Annotated in this window: 19 protein-coding genes; 12 read left to right on the forward strand and 7 right to left on the reverse strand. The window is 63.4% G+C overall.

Annotated elements, in window-relative coordinates; translation table 11 throughout:
* Positions 1-230: 230 nt before the first annotated feature.
* The gene (locus ACZ42Y_RS05720; protein WP_464735789.1) at positions 231-842 is read left to right on the forward strand and encodes a class II aldolase/adducin family protein; all 612 of its coding nucleotides are present in this window, start codon (positions 231-233) and stop codon (positions 840-842) included.
* Here ACZ42Y_RS05720 and ACZ42Y_RS05725 read toward each other — a convergent pair.
* The 5 genes from ACZ42Y_RS05725 to ACZ42Y_RS05745 form a co-directional block, all read right to left on the reverse strand.
* Complete coding sequence (locus ACZ42Y_RS05725; RefSeq protein WP_058370879.1) at positions 805-1740, reverse strand: DMT family transporter; 936 nt, start codon at positions 1738-1740, stop codon at positions 805-807. The two genes, ACZ42Y_RS05720 and ACZ42Y_RS05725, sit on opposite strands and share 38 nt — an antisense overlap.
* A gap of 108 nt (positions 1741-1848) precedes the next feature.
* A complete protein-coding gene (locus ACZ42Y_RS05730; RefSeq protein ID WP_058370878.1) occupies positions 1849-2115 on the reverse strand; it encodes a 4Fe-4S dicluster domain-containing protein in 267 nt (88 codons plus the stop codon).
* A 32-nt stretch (positions 2116-2147) separates the two neighbouring features.
* Positions 2148-3602: a Ni/Fe hydrogenase subunit alpha gene (locus tag ACZ42Y_RS05735; RefSeq protein WP_236698199.1), complete on the reverse strand. Its 1455-nt coding sequence runs from the start codon at positions 3600-3602 to the stop codon at positions 2148-2150.
* Positions 3589-4611 carry an NADH-quinone oxidoreductase subunit B family protein gene (locus ACZ42Y_RS05740; RefSeq protein WP_058370876.1) on the reverse strand — a complete coding sequence of 341 codons (1023 nt, stop codon included), beginning with the start codon at positions 4609-4611 and terminating at the stop codon, positions 3589-3591. Before ACZ42Y_RS05740 ends, ACZ42Y_RS05735 begins: the two co-directional genes overlap by 14 nt.
* Entirely contained in the window at positions 4608-5486 is an 879-nt protein-coding gene (locus ACZ42Y_RS05745; RefSeq protein ID WP_058370875.1) for a hypothetical protein, read from the reverse strand. Before ACZ42Y_RS05745 ends, ACZ42Y_RS05740 begins: the two co-directional genes overlap by 4 nt.
* Positions 5487-5852: 366 nt before the next feature.
* Here ACZ42Y_RS05745 and tatA (ACZ42Y_RS05750) point away from each other — a divergent pair, with 366 nt between their 5' ends.
* From tatA (ACZ42Y_RS05750) to ACZ42Y_RS05790, 9 genes are all read left to right on the forward strand, one after another.
* On the forward strand, positions 5853-6206 hold the full coding sequence (gene tatA, locus ACZ42Y_RS05750; RefSeq protein ID WP_058370874.1) for a twin-arginine translocase TatA/TatE family subunit: 354 nt from the start codon (positions 5853-5855) through the stop codon (positions 6204-6206).
* Between the two features lie 191 nt (positions 6207-6397).
* A complete protein-coding gene (gene tatC / locus ACZ42Y_RS05755; protein ID WP_058370873.1) occupies positions 6398-7258 on the forward strand; it encodes a twin-arginine translocase subunit TatC in 861 nt (286 codons plus the stop codon).
* A gap of 120 nt (positions 7259-7378) precedes the next feature.
* Entirely contained in the window at positions 7379-8524 is a 1146-nt protein-coding gene (locus tag ACZ42Y_RS05760) for an MFS transporter (protein ID WP_464735257.1), read from the forward strand.
* 107 nt (positions 8525-8631) lie between these two features.
* Positions 8632-9732, forward strand: a complete 1101-nt coding sequence (locus tag ACZ42Y_RS05765; protein WP_464735258.1) for a zinc metalloprotease HtpX — start codon at positions 8632-8634, stop codon at positions 9730-9732.
* Between the two features lie 240 nt (positions 9733-9972).
* Positions 9973-11334: an ABC transporter substrate-binding protein gene (locus ACZ42Y_RS05770; protein ID WP_464735259.1), complete on the forward strand. Its 1362-nt coding sequence runs from the start codon at positions 9973-9975 to the stop codon at positions 11332-11334.
* Between the two features lie 309 nt (positions 11335-11643).
* Complete coding sequence (locus ACZ42Y_RS05775; protein WP_058370869.1) at positions 11644-12414, forward strand: ABC transporter ATP-binding protein; 771 nt, start codon at positions 11644-11646, stop codon at positions 12412-12414.
* 13 nt (positions 12415-12427) lie between these two features.
* A complete protein-coding gene (locus tag ACZ42Y_RS05780) occupies positions 12428-13159 on the forward strand; it encodes an ABC transporter ATP-binding protein (RefSeq protein ID WP_464735260.1) in 732 nt (243 codons plus the stop codon).
* 12 nt (positions 13160-13171) lie between these two features.
* On the forward strand, positions 13172-14116 hold the full coding sequence (locus ACZ42Y_RS05785; protein ID WP_464735261.1) for a branched-chain amino acid ABC transporter permease: 945 nt from the start codon (positions 13172-13174) through the stop codon (positions 14114-14116).
* 3 nt (positions 14117-14119) lie between these two features.
* Positions 14120-15268 (forward strand): branched-chain amino acid ABC transporter permease, encoded by a 1149-nt coding sequence (locus ACZ42Y_RS05790; RefSeq protein ID WP_464735262.1) that lies wholly within the window; start codon positions 14120-14122, stop codon positions 15266-15268.
* 53 nt (positions 15269-15321) lie between these two features.
* On the opposite strand, the gene tatA (ACZ42Y_RS05795) is transcribed toward ACZ42Y_RS05790, so the two are convergent.
* On the reverse strand, positions 15322-15714 hold the full coding sequence (gene tatA / locus ACZ42Y_RS05795) for a twin-arginine translocase TatA/TatE family subunit (protein WP_058370860.1): 393 nt from the start codon (positions 15712-15714) through the stop codon (positions 15322-15324).
* A 325-nt stretch (positions 15715-16039) separates the two neighbouring features.
* Between tatA (ACZ42Y_RS05795) and ACZ42Y_RS05800 the strand changes: the two genes are divergently transcribed.
* Positions 16040-16330, forward strand: coding sequence for a hypothetical protein (locus ACZ42Y_RS05800; RefSeq protein ID WP_168371293.1), 291 nt, complete (start codon positions 16040-16042; stop codon positions 16328-16330).
* Here ACZ42Y_RS05800 and ACZ42Y_RS05805 read toward each other — a convergent pair.
* Positions 16327-17859, reverse strand: coding sequence for an HD domain-containing protein (locus ACZ42Y_RS05805; RefSeq protein ID WP_058370858.1), 1533 nt, complete (start codon positions 17857-17859; stop codon positions 16327-16329). The two genes, ACZ42Y_RS05800 and ACZ42Y_RS05805, sit on opposite strands and share 4 nt — an antisense overlap.
* A gap of 87 nt (positions 17860-17946) precedes the next feature.
* Between ACZ42Y_RS05805 and ACZ42Y_RS05810 the strand changes: the two genes are divergently transcribed.
* Positions 17947-18237 carry a 30S ribosomal protein S26e gene (locus ACZ42Y_RS05810; RefSeq protein WP_058370857.1) on the forward strand — a complete coding sequence of 97 codons (291 nt, stop codon included), beginning with the start codon at positions 17947-17949 and terminating at the stop codon, positions 18235-18237.
* The last annotated feature ends 84 nt before the right edge of the window (positions 18238-18321 follow it).

Genomic DNA, 18321 nt, shown 5'->3' on the forward strand with positions numbered 1-18321 from the left:
GACTTGTTAGATCGCCCACACGGTAGTATTGACACTATCTATCATATAGATAATACGTGGCGGAGAAGCCCTGCCCCCAAACGCCTGCAGCAAGTGGCAGGCCAAGCGGGAGGAGTGGGGGAAGGAGGCCCCGGGGGGACGCGGGCCGCCGCACAGCATACATACCAGAGCCTGATCGCCCCGTCTAGTGGCCCCAGCCGCGTGGAGGAGCGCGTGGTGCCGCGCCATTGGTGCCACAGCCTGGCTATGAGATCCGGCGGGCCCTCGTCGATGCCATGAGGATCCTCCACGACAGGGGGCTTCTCAACCTCCGCGGGGGTAATGCGAGCGCTGTGCTCGAGCTCCCCGATGGCACGAGGTTCATCTACATAACTCCGAGCGGCGCCGTGAAGACCAGGATGAGGCCCGAGGATATAGCAGTAATGAGCCCCGACGGCTACGTCTACGAGGGGAGGCCGAGCAGCGAGTACCGCCTCCACCTCGCGGTTTACAACGCCAGGAGCGACGTCAGGGCGGTGGTGCACGCCCATAACCCCTACGCTGTGCTCGCCCGCCGCCTGGGCCTGGAGCTTAGGACCGAGGTTCTGGGGGTTGAGGCCAGGTACTACCTCGGCCGCTGCGTTGCAGCCGTGCCCGAGGCGCCTCCTGGCACCGAGGAGCTGGCCCAGCTGGCAGCAAGCGCGCTCAGGAGATGCGACGTAGCGGTCATGGAGGGCCATGGCGCGGTGGCGGTGGGGACGTCGAGGGACCCGGTCTACGCGGTGTACGAGGCCGTGGACCGGCTGGAGGCCCTCGAGGACCTCGCTAGGGCCGCCGTCCTCGAGGCAGTGCTCCGCCGCTGACCGCTAGCCAGGCGCCCACAACGCTAAGCGCTATGCCCGGCAGGCTCGCCGGCGGGGGCTTCTCCCCCAGGAGGAGCCAGGCGAGCAGGCTGGCTCCATAGGGCTCTAGCAGCGCCACCCCGGTCACAACACTGGCAGGGTAGTAGCCGAGCGCGTAGTTCAGCATACTGTGCCCAGCGAGCATCGGCACGAGGCCCAGCGCTATGAGGTAGGGTAGGCTCCCGGGCCTGGGCCTCCAGGGCTCCAGTCCGGCTGCAAGAGTGTAGACGGTTATCGCTATGAAGGCGGAGGTGTAGGCGCTAGAGGTGTACTCCAGCGTGGAGACGCCCGCTGCCCGGATCCTCCGGCCGGCCAGGAAGTAGGCCGCGGCCGCCAGGGCGGCGGCGAGGGAGAGGAGGGCGCCCCTCGGCGTGGCCCCGGCCCAGGGCGTGGAGAGCACAGCCACGCCTAGGAATCCCAGGGCCGCGCCCGCCACGCTGCGGCGCGGGGCCTGGCGCCTCGCAGCCTCGTAGAGGGCTACGAACACCGGGTAGGAGACCACTATCCCCGTCGAGGAGGCTACGCTGGCGTAGCGTAGGCTCTCAAGCCAGAGCGCTAGGTGGGCTGCGAGGAGCACCCCGCCCGGAAGGCTCGCCACCGTCACGCCCGGCGCTGGGAGCCTGCCTGCAAGGGCTGCAGCGGCTAGTGAGGCCCCTCCGCCTACGAGGAGCCTCCACCAGGCTGCCGTGGCCCCGTCGACGCCGGCCAGCCTGGCCAGGGGGGCTGCCGTAGATATCCCGGCCAGAGCTATTACTAGCGACAGCCAGGGCGGCAGCGGCCTATGTCTAGCCACAGCCTCGCCCCCTAGCAGCCGGCCCGCCGAGCCCCTGAGGGAGAGCTGGGGCTTATCACAACCCAAGTTAGCCCTACTGTATAAGGTGGAGCAGCGAATGGTACTGTTCGACTAGAGCGCCTCTAAGGCCCCACAAGGCCCCGTAGCGGCTAACACACCGGGCTGGAGAAAGGGTTATACCATGTTCCGGTAGCGCTCTGCCATCGCCTCGTCCGGGTTTATTATAACCGTCTCCCGGTAGTTCTCGTGCACTATAGCGTTGGTTGGGCACACCGTGTGGCAGATGAGGCACTCCACGCACTCCTCCGGCCTAGCCACTACCGGGTAGCCGTCGGGGCCCTCCTCGTAGACGCCATCAAACGCTGTGCAGGCCCTCACGCAGTTGAGGCACTGCTTGCACCTGTCCGTCAGTATCCTTATCCTCACCCTGGCCTCCGCCATGGAGGCTCGCCCCCGGCTTCTCCAGCCCGCTCCTACCCCGGTTTTATGACGCGTAAGGGTTTCCAGTTCTCGTCGGCCACTACTATGCGGAGCGGTGGGCTGCCGTGAGCCGTATGGGTGGCGCACGCCATGCAGGGGTCATAGCTCCTGGCTATCGCTACAGCGCTTGCGTAGACATCGCGGTCCCTCATCTCGTCGAGCTTCTCTCCAACGAAGTAGTCGCGGAGGTCCGCCTCGATGGCGGCAGCGTTTATGGCCGTCGGTGTTATTATGTTGACGAACGCCGTCCTGCCCTCCTCGCCGCGGTAGTGGTGTATCAGAGTGCCGCGGGGCGCCTCTATGATCCCAACGCCCTCTCCGGTATCCCTCTCCGGCTCCCTGTATATCTTGTCGCCGAGCGGCTTCTCGAGCTCCCTCTCTATGATCTCGTAGAGGGCCACCGTCTCGACCACGCGAAGGTAGGTGGCTAGGAGGGGCAGGGTTACCGGCCGCCCCCACTCCTCGAACAGCCTATCCCTCAGCTCGTCGGCCCACTCGACCCCATAGCTCTTCACGAGGTTGGCGCGGGCGAGGGCGCTGGTGTGTATCGTGCCCTCCCTTGGGCTCCTAGCCTTCCACTTAGTGGTCACCATTCTTATGTAGCTGTAGGGCACGCTGTACTCGTAGAGGTAGTCGAGATACTCTGTAGTGCGGTCGCCGAACTCCGCCACAACTGAGCCCGTCCTGGCGTCGAGAAGCCTCACCCTCCCATTAACGATGTCATACTCCCTGTTCTCACCGGCCAGGGCCAGCATGTAGTTGAACCCGGGCTTGTATTCCCCAATCTTATGCTTGGCATCCTCCATTATCTTGATAGCAGTCTTCACGAATACCTCTAGATCGCCGCGGTGCTTGGCGAAGAGGCTCTTCAGCCTATCTATCTCCGCGCTTGGGGGCTTCCGCGCCACACCCCCAGCTATAGCGTTAATCGGGTGTATGTCTCTACCGCCATAGACCGCTACAACCCTATGGCCCAGCTCGGCTAGCATCACGCCCGCGCGCACGGCCTCCGGGTACCTCTTCGACAGCGCCATCACGCTCCGCTTGCCCTCCTCGTCGGGCGGCAGGAAGTCGGGGAGGCCGAAGACCAGCGGGTGCAGCACCTGGTTGTTGAGGTGTATACCATAGTTTATCATGTACCTTATCCTCCAGGCATCCTCCGGAGCCTCCGCCTTCCGGACCCCGTCGAGCGCCTTCACGCTAGCCACGTGATGGGTGGCGCTGCACACGCCGCAGATCATCGGGGTTACCCTAGGCAGCTCGTCTATAGACATACCTATCCACATTGTCTCGAACATTCTTGTATCTACTCCCTCAAACAGCACATCCTCTACCCGGCCGTCTTCACCGGTCTTAAAGACCACGTACGCGTGGCCCTCTATCAGTGTTACGAGCAGCTTACGCAGCTTCCTCCTCCGCTCCTCGCTCTTCCTCTCAACCTGATCCACCAAGGCTCTCCTCCCCTCTTTCACTCGGCTTAGGGTTCACAAACCGGATCCGCTCCTCGAGCCTCTTGAGGAAAACAGGGTCCTGTCTAGAGGAGGCCAGTGCCTGGACGGCGTAGCCGTGGGGCTTGTTGCGCAGCACCTGGGAGCCGAAGGTGAATACGTAGAAGCGGCGGGGCCCGTAAACCTCCAGCAGCTTCTTAACCACCTTGTCTAGGTCCCTAACCGGGTCGAGGCCTGCGAGCGTAGCGATCTTCCTGGCGAGCGCGGTCACAATATCCATGTCGCGCCTCTGCGCTATCTCCTGGTGGGGGCCGCCGCAGCCGAAGCACGGTATACCATGCCTGGGGCAAGGTGCTCCGCAGCCTACGCTGGTCACAGGGCCTAGGCAGAGATAGCCCTGGCTGAGGAAGCACGTCTCGGTGTCCGCGTCGGGGCCGGGGAGCCCTGGCTTGAACTCGAGCTTCTCTATGGGCTTCATCTTGCGGGGGCACTGACTGCAGACAGTGCTGTCTACCGCCTTGACACTCTTGCCCTCGGCTATGGCGCGGAGGGTCACGACTATATGCTCTATCGGGGGTGGGCACCTGGATATCACATAGTCAACCGGCACCAGGTCGGCGACCGCGAAGACACGTGGCAGTAGCTCGCTGCTCTCCTCCAGCCTCTCCCTCCCATATATCGCCTTCATGCTGAGCCACGGGTTGAAGGAGTCCGCGTTACCCACTATGCCTCCCCAGGCTGCGCAGCTCCCAAGGGCTATGAGCCTGCGGCTCCGGAGCCTAGCCTCACGCAGCATCTCCAGGTTCTCCCTGGTCCTCACCAGCCCCTCTACTATAGTCACGTCTATCTCGCTGGGCAGCCTGGTCTCCTCGAGAACCATGGGCCAGTATATCACCTCGTAGCGCTCCTGCAGGTCTGGGTGCAGCGCCAGCGCCCGGAGCACCTGCACCTCGCAGCCGCCGCAGCCCGTGAGGGGTACCACGGCGAGGCTCAGCTTCCCCCTGCTCACAGCTGCATCACCTGGTATACCCTCTCCTCGCCGGTGGAGCGGAGCTCTATCCTACGGCCTAGAAGGATCTCGAGGACGCCTGCAATGAAGCCCTGGACAGTCCTATGTATGAACTCTGGGTGCTCGATTTTCTCCCTCTCAACTATCTTGTGGAAGACGCTCTTCTCGAGAACGAGCCTCTCACCCTCAAGCCGCACCCTAACCATACCATGGAGGCCCTGGTTCATAATCTCCACCGCCTCGCCGAGGCTGGAGGCCTCATAGCCCTCGGCGAGGATCGCGGCGCCAACCTGACGGCCGTAGCTCTTCCCAGCCCTATAGCTCATCGCCGGGTTACCGGCGAGCGTCATGTAGAGCGCCCGGGCCAGCCCATGAAGCATGGTGGAGAGCATCTCGTGTAGCAGTCTCAGGTACTCATCCCTGCTGGGCGGGCTGCTCCTAACCTCCAGGTCATCTGGAGGCGGGCTGCCGGAGAGGACAACGCCACGGAGGAGGCATGCGTTGGGCCCGGCCCTCACCGGCTCCACGCGGTAGCGGCCGCCCAGCCGGCCGGCGAGCAGCCTCTCAAGATAGCTGCACATGATCCGGCAGAGGCTCCTTCCCGCAGGCAGGTCCTCGAGGTAGAGTATTTGCCTCACAGGGCACTCACGTGCTATCAGGTAGAACGCCTTGGAGCCCTCCTCATCCCGTACTAGGCGGCCGCCGGCACGGTAGGTGTCCAGCCTGAACACAGTGTTCCGGTTAAGCCACTCGAAGGCGTCCTGAAGACTGCCTCCGGGCGGCTGGTAGGTGTTCATGATCTCCCTTGCGAGCAGGTTGGCGAAGCCCCCGGAGGCTCTGACGCCTATTGCATCCTCAAGGCCCACAACAACCATTGCTATAAGCCGTGAGTACGCCTCAACCCCCCATACTTCCTTACTACCACCTACGTTGCCTATGCCAGGCAGCCTCTGGAGAATGGTGTTGCCCGCCTCCCCCAGCCGGGTCTCTATGGTTATCCCCCGCGTTGATCAGATCTTCCGATAATATCCATAGTACATTCTATCCGAAGATTATAAATAGTTTGAATGATTAACATATGTTAGATTTCATGTGTTAAGCATGGCAATGAATGGCTAGCGGCCCATAGATAAGTTGCTAAGTGAACTGTCTAAGTGAAGCGTGTAGACTTGAGGCGAAAGCCATAATAACATGTAAATCTACATCAACTTCCCAGGCAGAGCGGGGGAAGTGATCAGAATATGTTCTCCCAGTTCCAGGGCATGGAGTGGGTGATTATCCTCCTGGTTATACTGTTGATCTTCGGGCCCAGCAAGCTGCCCCAGCTTGCCCGCGGCCTCGGCCAGGCAATACACGAGTTCCGTAAGGCGAGTCAGGGGGTCATTGAGGATTCAGGAGGAGAGAAGAAGTCCAGGAAGGCGGAGAAGAGCCTAGCCAGTATCGACGATGAGACTCTTAGGAGGCTTGCTGAGAGGCTTGGCGTGAAGGATGCTGATAAGAAGGATAGGGGCAAGCTGATAGAGGAGATAGTAGCGGAGGCGAAGAAGAAAGGACTACTAGACGAGATAAAGACGGAGGAGGCCACGGCACAGTAGCATCCAAGCAGGCTCAAGCCAGGCTCCGAGGCAGCTTCGGCAGAGCAGCTGCCCGACAGCCGCTACTCCCGGGGTCCTCGGTGCCGGTTGACATCTTTGCCCCCCTTGCCCTGCCGGGCGTCGCGCTGATGAGGTACATGTTATAGCCAGGGATCCGGGGTTAACTCAGCCTACCGAGGCTTGATGGGGCTTTGGCCGAGCCGAGGCCGCCGGGCGATAGGGAGGCTACTATATGGGAGCACCTGGAGGAGCTCGCTGTTAGGCTGCGGAGGATAGTGATAGCGTTCATAGTGTCGGCTGCGGTCTTCTCTGCCCTGCCGGCCGGCGGCCATGGCGGCAGCCTCTACGTTCCGCTCATTAGCAGGCTCCCCGTCATCATATTCTCTCACGCTGTTCCAAGCCAGATAAAGGCGTTCGACGGCAAGGTCTATAATGTTACTATAATACCGTCTCACACGTTCGAGTCGATAGACATTATAATGTACTCGGCCATGCTTCTCGGGGCTATAGGTGCTGCGCCGGTAGCTGCCAGAGAGATATGGGCTTATGTGGAGCCTGCTCTATACCCCCACGAGAAGGCGTTTGCCAGGAAGTTCGTAGCCCTCTTTGTGGCTGCCTTCATATTCGGCGTGGTATTCGCGATTTACATCGTGGCCCCTCTGATAATAACTATGATGCTTAAGATGTACCCGTTCTTCGTGCCGCCTAGCTACGGCTTGATAATAACCGTCAATATTAGTGATACCGTGGACTTTACGCTGAAGCTTGCTGTGGCCTTCGGCCTGCTCTTCGAGCTGCCGCTGGTTGTATACCTGCTGCTAGCCTACGGCATAATCGACCCCGAGATGATAAATAAGGATACGCTGAAGTACATCCTCCTGGGCTCTATGATAGTCGGCGCCATTATATCGCCCGACCCCAGCGGGCTTGGCATGGTGCTGATAGGTATCAGCCTCTACTTGCCCATGCATATAGCTATCACGCTGGGCAAGAAGAAGGGCCTCGAGAGGAGGGCGCTTGAGGAGATCAAGGCCCTGGCCAGCTACGCGTGACGCCCCTGGGGCTCTTTCCAGCGCCCCATCCTCTCCCACGGAGCCCCTCTGCTAGGCCTCTCTCTAACGCATAGTTAACTCGGGGCGGCGGGGCTGCTCCGCCGCCCCGGGCTGCTAGGGGTGGCTGGGCTCTATGCTCTGCTAGTGGCGGTGCTGCTATTCTTCACCTCTATCTCGTCGCTCGGCTCCATAGTGTCGAGGTACATGAGGGACCTGGGTGCCGGCGTCGCCGTCTCGGGGCAGGTATATGCTGTGGCGCCTCTCGTGGCGGCCATCCTCCGTATCCCGGTGGGCATCGCGGCCGACCGGGTTGGCAGCCGGCTCTTCCTTGTAGCGGGCGCAGCGGTAGCAGCGGCTGCCGGGCTCCTCGCGGCTGCTGCCGCGGGTGCCGCAGCCCTGGCCGCCGCCCGGGGGCTGCAGGGCGCCGCGCTCGCCTTCTTCGTGGCGCCCTCGATAGCCGCTGCGGCTGCGCTGGGGGGTGAGATGGCTGTGAGGGCTATCTCGCTCCGGGCTGTAGCCGTCTCGGCCGCCATGGTGCTGGGGCCCATGCTGGCGGGCGTGGTGGCGGACCACGCCGGCAGCCGGGCTGCCTTCCTTCTCTCAGCGGCTGCCGGTGCTTCAGCCGCGGCAGCGGCCGCATGGGTGCGTATGTCCTCCAGGCCAGTGTTCGGCGGCCCCTCTCCCGGGCTGCGGGACGCACTGACCCCGGTCGTGGCGCTGGCGGTGGCGCTCGCCGTCGTCGACGGCATGGGGTTCTTCGCAGTCCAGTCCCTCTCCCAGATGAGCCTCCGCGACCTGGGCTACGGGGCCTCTGCGTCGGGGGCGTTCCAGAGCATCCTGGCCGCCTCCGGGCTGGCTGCCCGGGGGCTCTCGAGCAGGGTCTACGCCAAGCTAGGGCCCCGGAGGATGCTAGCCATGGGCTTCGCGCTCGAGGCGCTAGGCCTCTCCCTGCTGGCCAGCCGCCCCGAGCCGCCAACCGCCTACCTGGCGGCCGCCCTCCAGGGCTTCGGCTCCGGCACCTCGATACCCGGGGAGCAGATACTGGTCAGCATCTCCGCTCCCCGCGGCGCTGGGAACAGGGCTGCGAGCCTCTACACCCTGGGCTTCGATGTGGGTGGGGCTCTCGGGGTGTTCGCACTCTCCGGGCTCGCCGGGAGCGCGGGCTACGCCGCTGCCTACACGGCCGCGGCGGCCGCCGCTGTAGCCGCCGGCACCCTCTCCTTGGCTGCTGGAGGCAGGCTGCAGCGCCCCCGGGGCAAGGTATAAGAGCCGGGGCCGCGGGCCAGGCTGGAATACGAATACGAATAAGGGGCGTGAAGGGAGGGGTTTCCCTGTACAGGGGTGCTAGGCTTCCTCGGCAGGGTGCTTGGGGCATGGTGTGGCTGTTCTGGTTCTACGACCCCGTTACCATGCTCGCGCTAACCCTGGCCTATATAGCCGGGTTCCTGGTGCTGCAGCTGCTGGCCATCAAGGTGGCGCCTAGGGTTGCGGCGAGCCTCTCGGGGAGGCTGAGCCTCTACACAGCGATGCTGCTTACAGCCCTGCTCATCCTCGGTGGAGGCGTCCTAGCCTCCTACGGGCTCTACTACGCCGCCGCCAGCGCCGGCTACCCGCTGCCCCTCGGCTGGCTGGTAGCCTTCATACTCGCGGCCAACCTGCTCAGCTACCTCGCGGCGCCGTACATGATAAACATGGCCTACGACGCCAGGCCTAGCCCCGAGCTGCAGGAGATAGTCGACGAGGCGGCCGCCCGGGCCGGGATGAAGCCCCCGAAGGCCGTGCTGGTGGAGGGGCCGCCTAACGCCTTTGCATACGGCAACTTCCTCTCGGGCCGCTACGTGGCGGTCACCAGGAGCCTATACGAGATGCTGCCCCGCGACGAGCTGCTGGCCGTGGTGGGCCACGAGCTGGGCCACCACCGGCACCGGGACACGGTGGTCATAATGCTGCTCGGCCTCGTGCCGAGCATCCTATACTACCTTGGGGTCTGGCTTATACGCGCCGGGCTCTGGGCCGGCGCCGCCGGCGGCAGGGACAGGGAGGAGGGCGGGAGCGGCCTCTACCTAGCCCTCCTAGGGGTACTGGGCGTGGCGCTCAGCTTCGTCATGCAGGTGGCCGTGCTCGCCTTCAGCAGGCTCCGCGAGTACTACGCCGACTCCCACGGCGCCTCGGTGGCTGGCGTGAGGCCGATGCAGAGGGCGCTGGCAAGGCTCCACCTCTACTACCGCGGGGGCGGCGCCCGGGAGATGGTGGAGAAGAGCAGCCTCAAGGCACTATTCATATACGCTCTCCTGGACGCCGCTGCCAGCCCCTTCTACAGCGGCTGGGCCGGGGGCCTCGCCGGCGACATAGACGAGGTGGTTGAGAGCCTCAAGCGCGAGCCTGTGAACCCCGCGGAGGAGGTGCTCAGCGACCACCCGCCGGTGCCCAAGAGGCTCCGCTTCCTAGACAGCCTAGCGGCCGCCGCTCGCTAGCGCCCCGCGCCTCTAGGCCTGGTCCCGGCGCACGTTTGATCAATTTTGATTATTAACAAAAATATTTTATACCGAACTAGTTGCTGCCTTCATCCGCGCGGTCTTAGCCCCAATACGGCCTAGCCCTGGCTCCAGGCGCGTTCCCGGTCCTCTACGCCCCGGGTCTGCTGCCGGCCTGGAGCCGGGGGCTGGGCCGCAGGAGAGCCGTAGAGAGCCCTTCCCGGGCAGGGGTGCTCCGTCGTGGCCGGCACGGGTGCACGTGTAGCGGGTATAGCAATAGCTGTAATAATAGTGGCCATCGCGGCCTACCTGGCAGCCACATCGGGCGGGCATCCGTCCACAGGAACACCGTCACCAGCACCGGCTGCTACTGTAACACAGACTGCAACGCAGCCGGCGCAGCCCACCACCACGGCCACTGTGACGCACACGACGAGCACTATGCAGGCCACCGGCACCGCTAAGGGCCTCCCCAAGGAGATCCCCATAGGCCTCGCCATAGCTGTTAGCGGCGGCTACGCGGTGGACGGCCCCAGGAGGCTCAAGGCAGCCCTGCTGGCGATAGAGGAGATGAACAAGCTCCTGGAGCAGGCCGGCTCACCCTACAGGTTCAGGCCAATACACGAGGACACCAAGGCTGACCCCCAGGAGGCCGTGAACGTGATAAAGAGGTTCGCCAGCGAGGGTATACAGATAGTCGTAGGCCCCCTATCCACGAGCGAGACCAGGGCAGTGATGCCGATAGCCAACCAGCTCCACATAGTGGTAATAAGCCCCAGTAGCACTGGTAAGGCCGCCGCCTTCCCCGATGACTACGTGTTCCGCGTAGCACCACCCGATGTCGTCCAGGGCCCCGTGCTAGCCAAGCTGATACACAGCCTGGGCTACACGAAGCTGGTAATAATAGCTCGCAACGATGACTACGGCCGCGGCCTCGCAGAGCTGGTGAAGCAGACCTTCGAGAAGCTCGGCGGCACAGTGGAGGAGATACTCTACCAGCCCGATAAGCCCGATCTAACCAACGAGGTCAACCAGCTCGCAGTCAAGGTGGAGCAGTTCGGCGCCGATGAGCATACCGCCGTACTGATAATAGCATTCGACAACGATGGCACGAAGATACTGGAGCAGGCCGCCAAGACGCCGATACTGAGCCGGGTGCAGTGGTTCGGCTCCGACAGCATGGCCCGCAAGACGTTCCTCGAGAAGCCCGAGATAGCGAAGTTCCTGGAGGGGGTGCACTTCATAGCAACGGCGCCCGCCATACCGAAGAACCCGGTGGCCAAGCACTTCGAGGAGCTGTATAAGCAGAAGTACGGTGAGGCGCCAACCACCTACGCCTACTACACCTACGACGCTACATGGATAGCCATGCTTAGCGTGCTGACAGCGGGCACGTACGACGGCAGGGCTATCAAGGCGGTACTGCCGACCGTGGCGTTCCACTTCATGGGCGCTACGGGCCACAAGATGCTGGACAAGAACGGTGACGCGGCCCTAGCAGACTACTCGATACTCGCCGTGAAGGACGGCAAGTTCGTGGAGATAGGTGTCTGGCACGGCTCCACCGACAGCGCTGAGTGGTATCAGAAGCCCACGGCTTGAAGGCTCCCGGCAGGCCTTTTTCCACCTGCCAGCCAATTGTCTCTTTAGGCCTTCCCTTTCTTCCCAGCGTCTTGCTCGTCAGCTTAGCGCCCGTGACGGGAAACCCTTATTTACACCGATACTGGTGCGTGTCCACGGATCCCCACCGCCCCTGGCTCCGGCTGAGCCCTCTTACATCCCCCCGGTGCTCCGCCCCCTGCCTGGGCTCATGCTGTGATCCCCCGGAGGAGCCCCCGGCGGCTCCCCCGGGGTTTTGCGTCGCTGCAAGGGGGGCTCGTGGCATAGCAGTCCCTGGGAGGTACCACGGAGTTGGCGGGTGTCGAGGCGCTCAGGACCGTTGATCTCCACAAACGGTTCGGCGGTATCCGAGCGCTGGACGGCGTCTCTATATCCATCCGGGATGGTGAGTTTGTCGGGCTGATAGGGCCCAATGGCAGCGGTAAGACCACGCTCTTCAACGTGATCTCGGGGATTTATCGCCCGGATAAGGGCGACGTATACCTCTACGGCGAGAAAGTCACCGGGCTCCCGCCCCATGAGCTCTACCGGCTGGGCCTGGTCCGGGGCTTCCAGGTGCCCCGCCTCTGGCACAGGATGACCGTTGTGGAGAATGACGCCACGGCTGCACGTGATAGGAAGGGCTCCGGCCCTCTTGCAGCGCTGCTGAGGAGGAGCGAGTGGCTGAGCTGGGAGCGTAGTAGCCTGGCTAAGCGGGTTGTGGATGTGCTGCACCGCCTCTCGCTGGCTAGGGTGGCGCTTAACCGCGCCTCGGAGCTTAGCGGCGGCCAGATGAAGCTTACAGATATATCGAGGGCGTTGATGGGTGAGGCCCGCGTCCTCCTCCTCGACGAGCCGACCGCCGGCGTAGCGCCTAGGCTGGCCCAGGACCTGTTCAAGGTACTCGAGAGGCTCAACCGGGAGGGCTTGACAATATTCGTTATAGAGCATAGGCTCGAGGTGCTCTTCAACCACGTAGAACGCGTCATAGTCATGCACGAGGGCCGCGTCCTCACCGAGGGGCCGCCGGAGAAGGTGGCCGAGGACCCGCGCGTGCTCGACGCCTACCTAGGCTCGGTCTAGGGGGTTGGTTGCTTTGGCAGGCTCGACGGTGCTAGCTACCCGCGATCTCGAGGGCGGCTATGGGAAGATGGTCATAGTCCAGGGCGTCAGCATCTACGTGGATCGAGGGGAGATAGTGGCGCTCGTGGGCCCCAACGGTAGCGGCAAGAGCACGCTGCTGAAGACCATCTACGGGGTCGCCAGGGTGTTCGGGGGCCAGGTCCTCTTTGAGGGCCGTGATGTCACCTGGCTGGCCCCCGAGGCTAAGACCAGGCTGGGCATGGGCTACGTTCCCCAGACGAATAACGTATTCCCCGACCTGACTGTGGAAGAGAACCTGGAGATGGGGGCCTACCTCGTCCAGGACGAGGAGAAGGTGAGGGAGGCGATGGAGATGGTCTTCAACATATTCCCCGTGCTCAGGGGGCTCCGTAAAACGCTGGCAGGAGCCCTCAGCGGGGGGCAACGCCAGATGCTGGCCGTGGGCCGCGCCCTCATGACAAGGCCCAGGCTGCTTCTCCTCGACGAGCCCACTGCGGGCCTGGCGCCGAAGGTGGCGATAGAGCTGCTCAACTCGCTGAGAGAGATAAGGGAGGAGGCGGGCGCGTCGATACTCATAGTGGAGCAGCATGCCCGCCGTGCCCTGGAGCTGGCGGACCGGGGCTATGTGCTCGTAGCCGGCAGGGTAGCCGCCGAGGGCACGGGGCGCGAGATACTCTCCCGCCGCGACCTCCAGGAGCTCTTCCTAGGCATACACCATGGCTAGGGGTGGTCCTGGTTGGCTGGCTCGGCCATCCTCTACGGGCTCCTCGGCGCGGTTATTGACGGGCTCCGCGCCGGCAGCCTCTACGGGCTAATGGGGCTCGGCCTCACCCTCATATTCAGGGTCGCCAAGGTGCCTAATTTCGCCTACGCGGAGTACGTCACCTACGGGGCCTACGCCGCCTACCTGGCCGCAGCAGCCTCCGGCGCCGGCGCGGCGGGCCTCCTAGCAGGGCTGGCTGCGGCCCTGGCCGTCGGGGCGCTCGCGGCGCTGGTGAGCGACGAGGCCGCCTTCAAGCCGCTCTGGAGGAGGGGTGCCACCCCCCTCCACCTGCTGGTCGCGAGCATAGGTGTGAGCCTCGTGCTCCGCTACACCCTGCTAGCTGTTTCCGCCTCGACCGCCGGGCTACTCCAGGTGGCTCTCCCGGAGCGGAGCAGCGTGGTCGCAACAATGGGCGGTATCGTGTCGCTTGAGACGAGCCACCTCCTCGCCATAGGCTCCGCTGCCGTGCTCGCCCTGGCGCTCCACTGGCTCTTCACGCGCACCAGGACTGGTAAGGCCATGAGGGCTACTGCCAGCAACCCCGTGCTTGCCAGGGTCTCCGGGATCAACATATACAATGTGAGAAGACTGGCCTGGCTCATAGGCGGCGGGCTCGCCGGGCTCTCGGGGTTCATCTACTCCTACTACTACTACGTGGACCCGGAGACCGGCTGGTTCATGCTCCTCTGGATATTCGCCGCCGCCACGATGGGCGGCTTCACGTTCTACGGCTCGATTATATCGGGGATAATACTCGGCCTGGCTGAGCAGGTGGTGAGCTTCCTGGCCAACACGTACCTGGGGCTCAGCACCGCCTATGCACCGGTTATAGCCCTCGCAGCACTCATACTCGTGCTCATGTACCGGCCCGAGGGCGTGATAAGGCTAGAGGCGCTCGCGCTCAAGAAGAGGGTGTGAGCCATGGCAGGGGTTGAGGGTATAATAGCCCAGTGGCTGGTAATGTTCGGCGTCTACGCGATAGCGGCCCTAAGCTTCAACATAGAGTACGGCTACGGCGGCATACCCAACTTCGGCAAGGTAATGTTTATGGCCGTGGGCGCCTTCACCGCCGGCGCCCTCGCCGCCTGGCTGGGGCTCAGCTGGGCAGCGGCAGGGGGTGCCGTAGCGGCCAGCGGGGGGCCAGCCTACTGTACGCCAGAGGCCTACAACATACTCTCCAGCGCCGCCTCTCAGCACCTGCTCAGCCCGGGCCAGTACCTGCTAATCTTCATGGTAGCTGTCCTGGCGGCTGCAGTGCTTGGCGCAGTCTCGGGGGCCCTGGCCAGCTATCCCACACTACGCCTCGGCGGGGACTTCCTCGCCATAACACTGCTGGCGATAGGCGAGGTCGTGAGGCTAGTAGCCTACAACGAGCAGTGGCCGGTCTGCGGCTTCAACGGGCTCACCGCAATACCCACGCCGCTCGCGTGGTACAGCAACAAGTCCGCGATAGACGTCATATACGCGGTCATAGTGGTGGTGTTCGCGCTGGCCTTCTACCTGTACACGGAAATGGTCACCAACAGCCCCTGGGGCCGCGCCCTCAAGGCGATGAGGGACGACGAGCTGGCCGCCCAGGTGTACGGCTACGATATAGCCAGGCTGAGGCTCCAAGCCCTCATAGTAGGCTCAGCGATGGCAGCGGTGGCGGGAGCCCTGCTAGTCTTCTACTCCGGCAGCGTCCAGGCTAACACCTTCAAGCCCGAGAGGACCTTCGAGGTTATAGTTGCAGTCATGCTCGGCGGCGCCGCCAACAACCTAGGCGCGCTCCTCGGAGCAGCCATGGTGGCCGGGATAAACGTGTTCCTCAACACCTCAGCGCTGGAAACCCTCGGGATAAGCGTGCCCGGCCCCGTAGCTGCCGCGCTCCCCTACCTGCGCTACGTTATAATGGGCGCGCTCATCATACTAGTGCTCCTCTACCGGCCTCAGGGCCTGGTGCCGGAGAAGCCTGTGCGCACGCCGGTACTCGAAGTAGTCATGGAGAGGCTGCAGAGCCTCTCCGGGAGCAGCGAGACCGGCAGCCTTCCAGCCGACACCCAGGGCAGGGTGGAAAAGGGAAGGGGCTAGGTAGGAGGCTCCCTGGGCTGGGGCGGCTCCACCCCGGTGGCGCGGGCTACCCACTACCCTGATCCCTGCTGGGCCTCCGTCTTTATCTCGTCTAGTAGTCCTTTCTTCTTCGCCTCCGCTACTATCTCCTCTATCAGCTTGCCCCTATCCTTCTTATCAGCATCCTTCACGCCAAGCCTCTCAGCAAGCCTCCTAAGAGTCTCATCGTCGATATTGGAGAGGGCGCTGCCCTGGCCGCCGGATTTGCTCCCGGAGACGCCTCCAGCGCTCTTCTGCGGGGGCTTGCCTCCCTGATCCTCCTCGAGGAGTCCCTGGCTTGCTCTGCGGAACTCGTAGACGGCCTGGCCGAGGCCGCGGGCAAGCTGGGGCAGCTTGCTGGGCCCGAAGATTAACAGTATAACCAGGAGGATAATCACCCACTCCATGCCCTGGAAGGCGTCGAACATGGATTACCACTTCCCCCGGGGTCCTCACTTGATGTATCCGAGGCTCGGCCTGATATTAGTTTTACCACGCACATTCCCCGGTATGGCCTAGTGGGGCCGAGCAGCATCGGCATACCGGGCTGCGGTGCATAGTATATCATAGTTGCACTGCTCTGCTGTATAGCTCTCCAGCCGGGTGTGTGCTGGAGATACCCCGGTGGCTCAGTCCTCAACGCCGTTCATACGGTATTCTCTACGGTTTCTTTCAGTCTGCAGTGGGCCCGTGTCCCCGCCTAGGAGCCGTGCATCTTAGATGGTGATACCACCCCTAAGCAACAGCCCGGGGGTGCTAGGCCTCTTGGCTATGGGCTACACGTCTGTCAGATACATCAGCCTGATGGAGGCTGTGGAGAGGGTTCTCCGCGACCTGGGCGGCAGCGCTGACCTCGACACCCTGCTCAGGGAGGTGTGGCGCCGCTACGTGGAGCACGGGGACGGCGAGAAGGTGGTTATGAGGCTCTACCGGCACCCCAGCGGCCGCCTCTGGAGCCCCGACGCGGAGGAGGCCCTCCGCGTGCTCGAGGCAGCGGGCGTTATCGTGAAGAGGGGCCGGTGGGTCGCGCTCCGCGGCGCCTAGGCCCTCTCTGCCTTCTCTTCCTCCTTCTCCAGGCTCTCCAGGAGCTTCGACGCCTTCTCCGCCTCCTCCTCGTGCTCCCTAGTGGTGAACACGGCTATCCTGTAGAGCCCCAGCTCGGGGCCTAGGCCGGTGAACCTCTTTAGCCTGGCTAGCTCGTGGTCACGCTCTCTCTCGTCGTCTAGCTTGAGGGGCGCTCCGAGCCTGCGGCTGTAGACGCCCAGGTGCTCGAGGCTTATCAGGTCCACGCGGAGGGGCCTTATCATGAGTAGCGGGTTTTCGCGCTGCATCTCTAGAAGCTCTTCTAGGAGGGGCTTGGCCCAGGGGGGTGCGTTGGCCTCCTCCAGGTAGCGTGTGTAGAGGCCCCATAGGCTCCCAGACTCTATCACCCGGTAGACCCGTGGGTGGCGGCGCTCGACGAGCATTGCTGCCAGCCTCCTGGCCTCCTCGCCGGCCTTAACCTTGCCGTTGTAGACGCTGCGTATTAGCATCCACATAGCCGTGTCGTCGAGACTCCTCCAGGCCATGAGGGCCTCCTCTCTGCCCTGTGCGAGGGACTGGGGAGTAGGTATGTCTAGCTCGCAGCCCTGCTCCACGCATATCAAGCCATCGCGGGCTAGGAGGCTGAAGAGCCTTGAGTAGACTGAGTTGTAGGCCTCCACTACGCGGTGGAGATAAACCTCGCTGAACATGTAGAGCCTCGCCAGGAGGAAGGCCTCGACCACGCTCACCCCCTTGTCCAGGACCATGACGCGGCAGGCGTTCCTGCTCAGCCGGGAGGCGGCGTCGCTCCTGTCGCGGAGCAGGGGCGTGGCCAGTAGCACCCTTATGAGCCGGTCTACGTCGAACACCCCGTAGCGGACTCCCGCGTATAGGCTGTCGCGTATAAGGTAGTCCATCCTATCCACGTCGAGGCCGCCTGCTATGAGCTGGTGGAGTATGCTCGCTGTGCACTCGCTGAGCATGTCCCTAGCTCCGGGCTGGGCTGCGGAGCCCTTGAGTATTAGAGTAAGGTCGCTGGCCACGCTGCCGGTGAACACCGGCTCTATCCCCGCCTCCTCCGCGTCCCTGGCCACATGGGGTAGGAGGCTGTACGTGTACTCTTCGTGGCGGAGGGGGAGCCTGTCGAACCCCTTCAGCCGGTAGAGGAGCCTAGCATCCGCTATCCCGGTCTCGCTCGAGTGGCTGTAGGGCAGGTGGCCTATGTCGTGGACGAGGGCTGCTAGCTGGAACACCTCCTGGGCACGGAGCAGGTAGCCGGCCAGCTCGGGGCCCCCGGCGCTCCAGTAGTATATCCTCGTGTTCCCTGCGAGGAAGTGGAGCACCTCCCTGGCAAGGTGGGCGGAGCCCAGGCTGTGGTTGAACCTACTATGCTCCATCCCATGGTAGACGAGGTAGGCGAAGGCCGTCTGCCTTATGCCCCGGAGCCTCTGAACGGGCCAGGTGTCCACAACCTCGGCGACCCTGCTGCAGAGGTCCACGTACCCGTGGACGGGGTCCTTGAAGCTCTTTATCTCTGTACAGACGGCCATAGTACGGGCTTCCCCAGGGCCCCGGTCCACGGCGGGGTGGGTAGCTAAAAATAGGAGGCTCCGGCCCTAGTGGCACCGGGTGCCGGGATGCCCAAGAAGAGGCAGAACAGAGGCAGGCATAAGGGGTCGAAGGGCCGGACCCGCGTGGTCCAGTGCGATAACTGCGGCAGGCTAATCCCCAGGGACAAGGCCATCTGCATCACCAAGTGGTACACCCCGGTGGACCCGCAGCTGGCCAGGGAGCTGGAGAAGAAGGGCGCAATCATAATGAAGTATCCCGTCGAGAAGTGCTACTGTGTCAGCTGCGCAGTCCACTACGGCATCGTCAAGGTGAGGCCGGAGGAGGAGCGCAAGGCCGTGAGAACTCCTACGGTATAGCCCTCCCCGTGTTTTTGCGCGCGGAGAGGAGCGCCTTCCTCCCCGCGGTAGGCCTGGGCAGCTCTGGGCCCCTTCTCCCTCCGG

It is taken from the genome of Pyrodictium brockii (assembly GCF_055379715.1).

What these genes read in the sequence shown, in the direction of transcription:
- ACZ42Y_RS05810 (WP_058370857.1), top strand. Translation starts at nt 17,947, where the DNA reads ATGCCCAAGAAGAGGCAGAACAGAGGCAGGCATAAGGGGTCGAAGGGC.
- ACZ42Y_RS05745 (WP_058370875.1), bottom strand. Translation starts at nt 5,486, where the DNA reads ATGGTTGTTGTGGGCCTTGAGGATGCAATAGGCGTCAGAGCCTCCGGG.
- tatA (WP_058370860.1), bottom strand. Translation starts at nt 15,714, where the DNA reads ATGTTCGACGCCTTCCAGGGCATGGAGTGGGTGATTATCCTCCTGGTT.
- ACZ42Y_RS05805 (WP_058370858.1), bottom strand. Translation starts at nt 17,859, where the DNA reads ATGGCCGTCTGTACAGAGATAAAGAGCTTCAAGGACCCCGTCCACGGG.
- ACZ42Y_RS05730 (WP_058370878.1), bottom strand. Translation starts at nt 2,115, where the DNA reads ATGGCGGAGGCCAGGGTGAGGATAAGGATACTGACGGACAGGTGCAAG.
- ACZ42Y_RS05790 (WP_464735262.1), top strand. Translation starts at nt 14,120, where the DNA reads ATGGCAGGGGTTGAGGGTATAATAGCCCAGTGGCTGGTAATGTTCGGC.
- tatA (WP_058370874.1), top strand. Translation starts at nt 5,853, where the DNA reads ATGTTCTCCCAGTTCCAGGGCATGGAGTGGGTGATTATCCTCCTGGTT.
- ACZ42Y_RS05765 (WP_464735258.1), top strand. Translation starts at nt 8,632, where the DNA reads ATGGTGTGGCTGTTCTGGTTCTACGACCCCGTTACCATGCTCGCGCTA.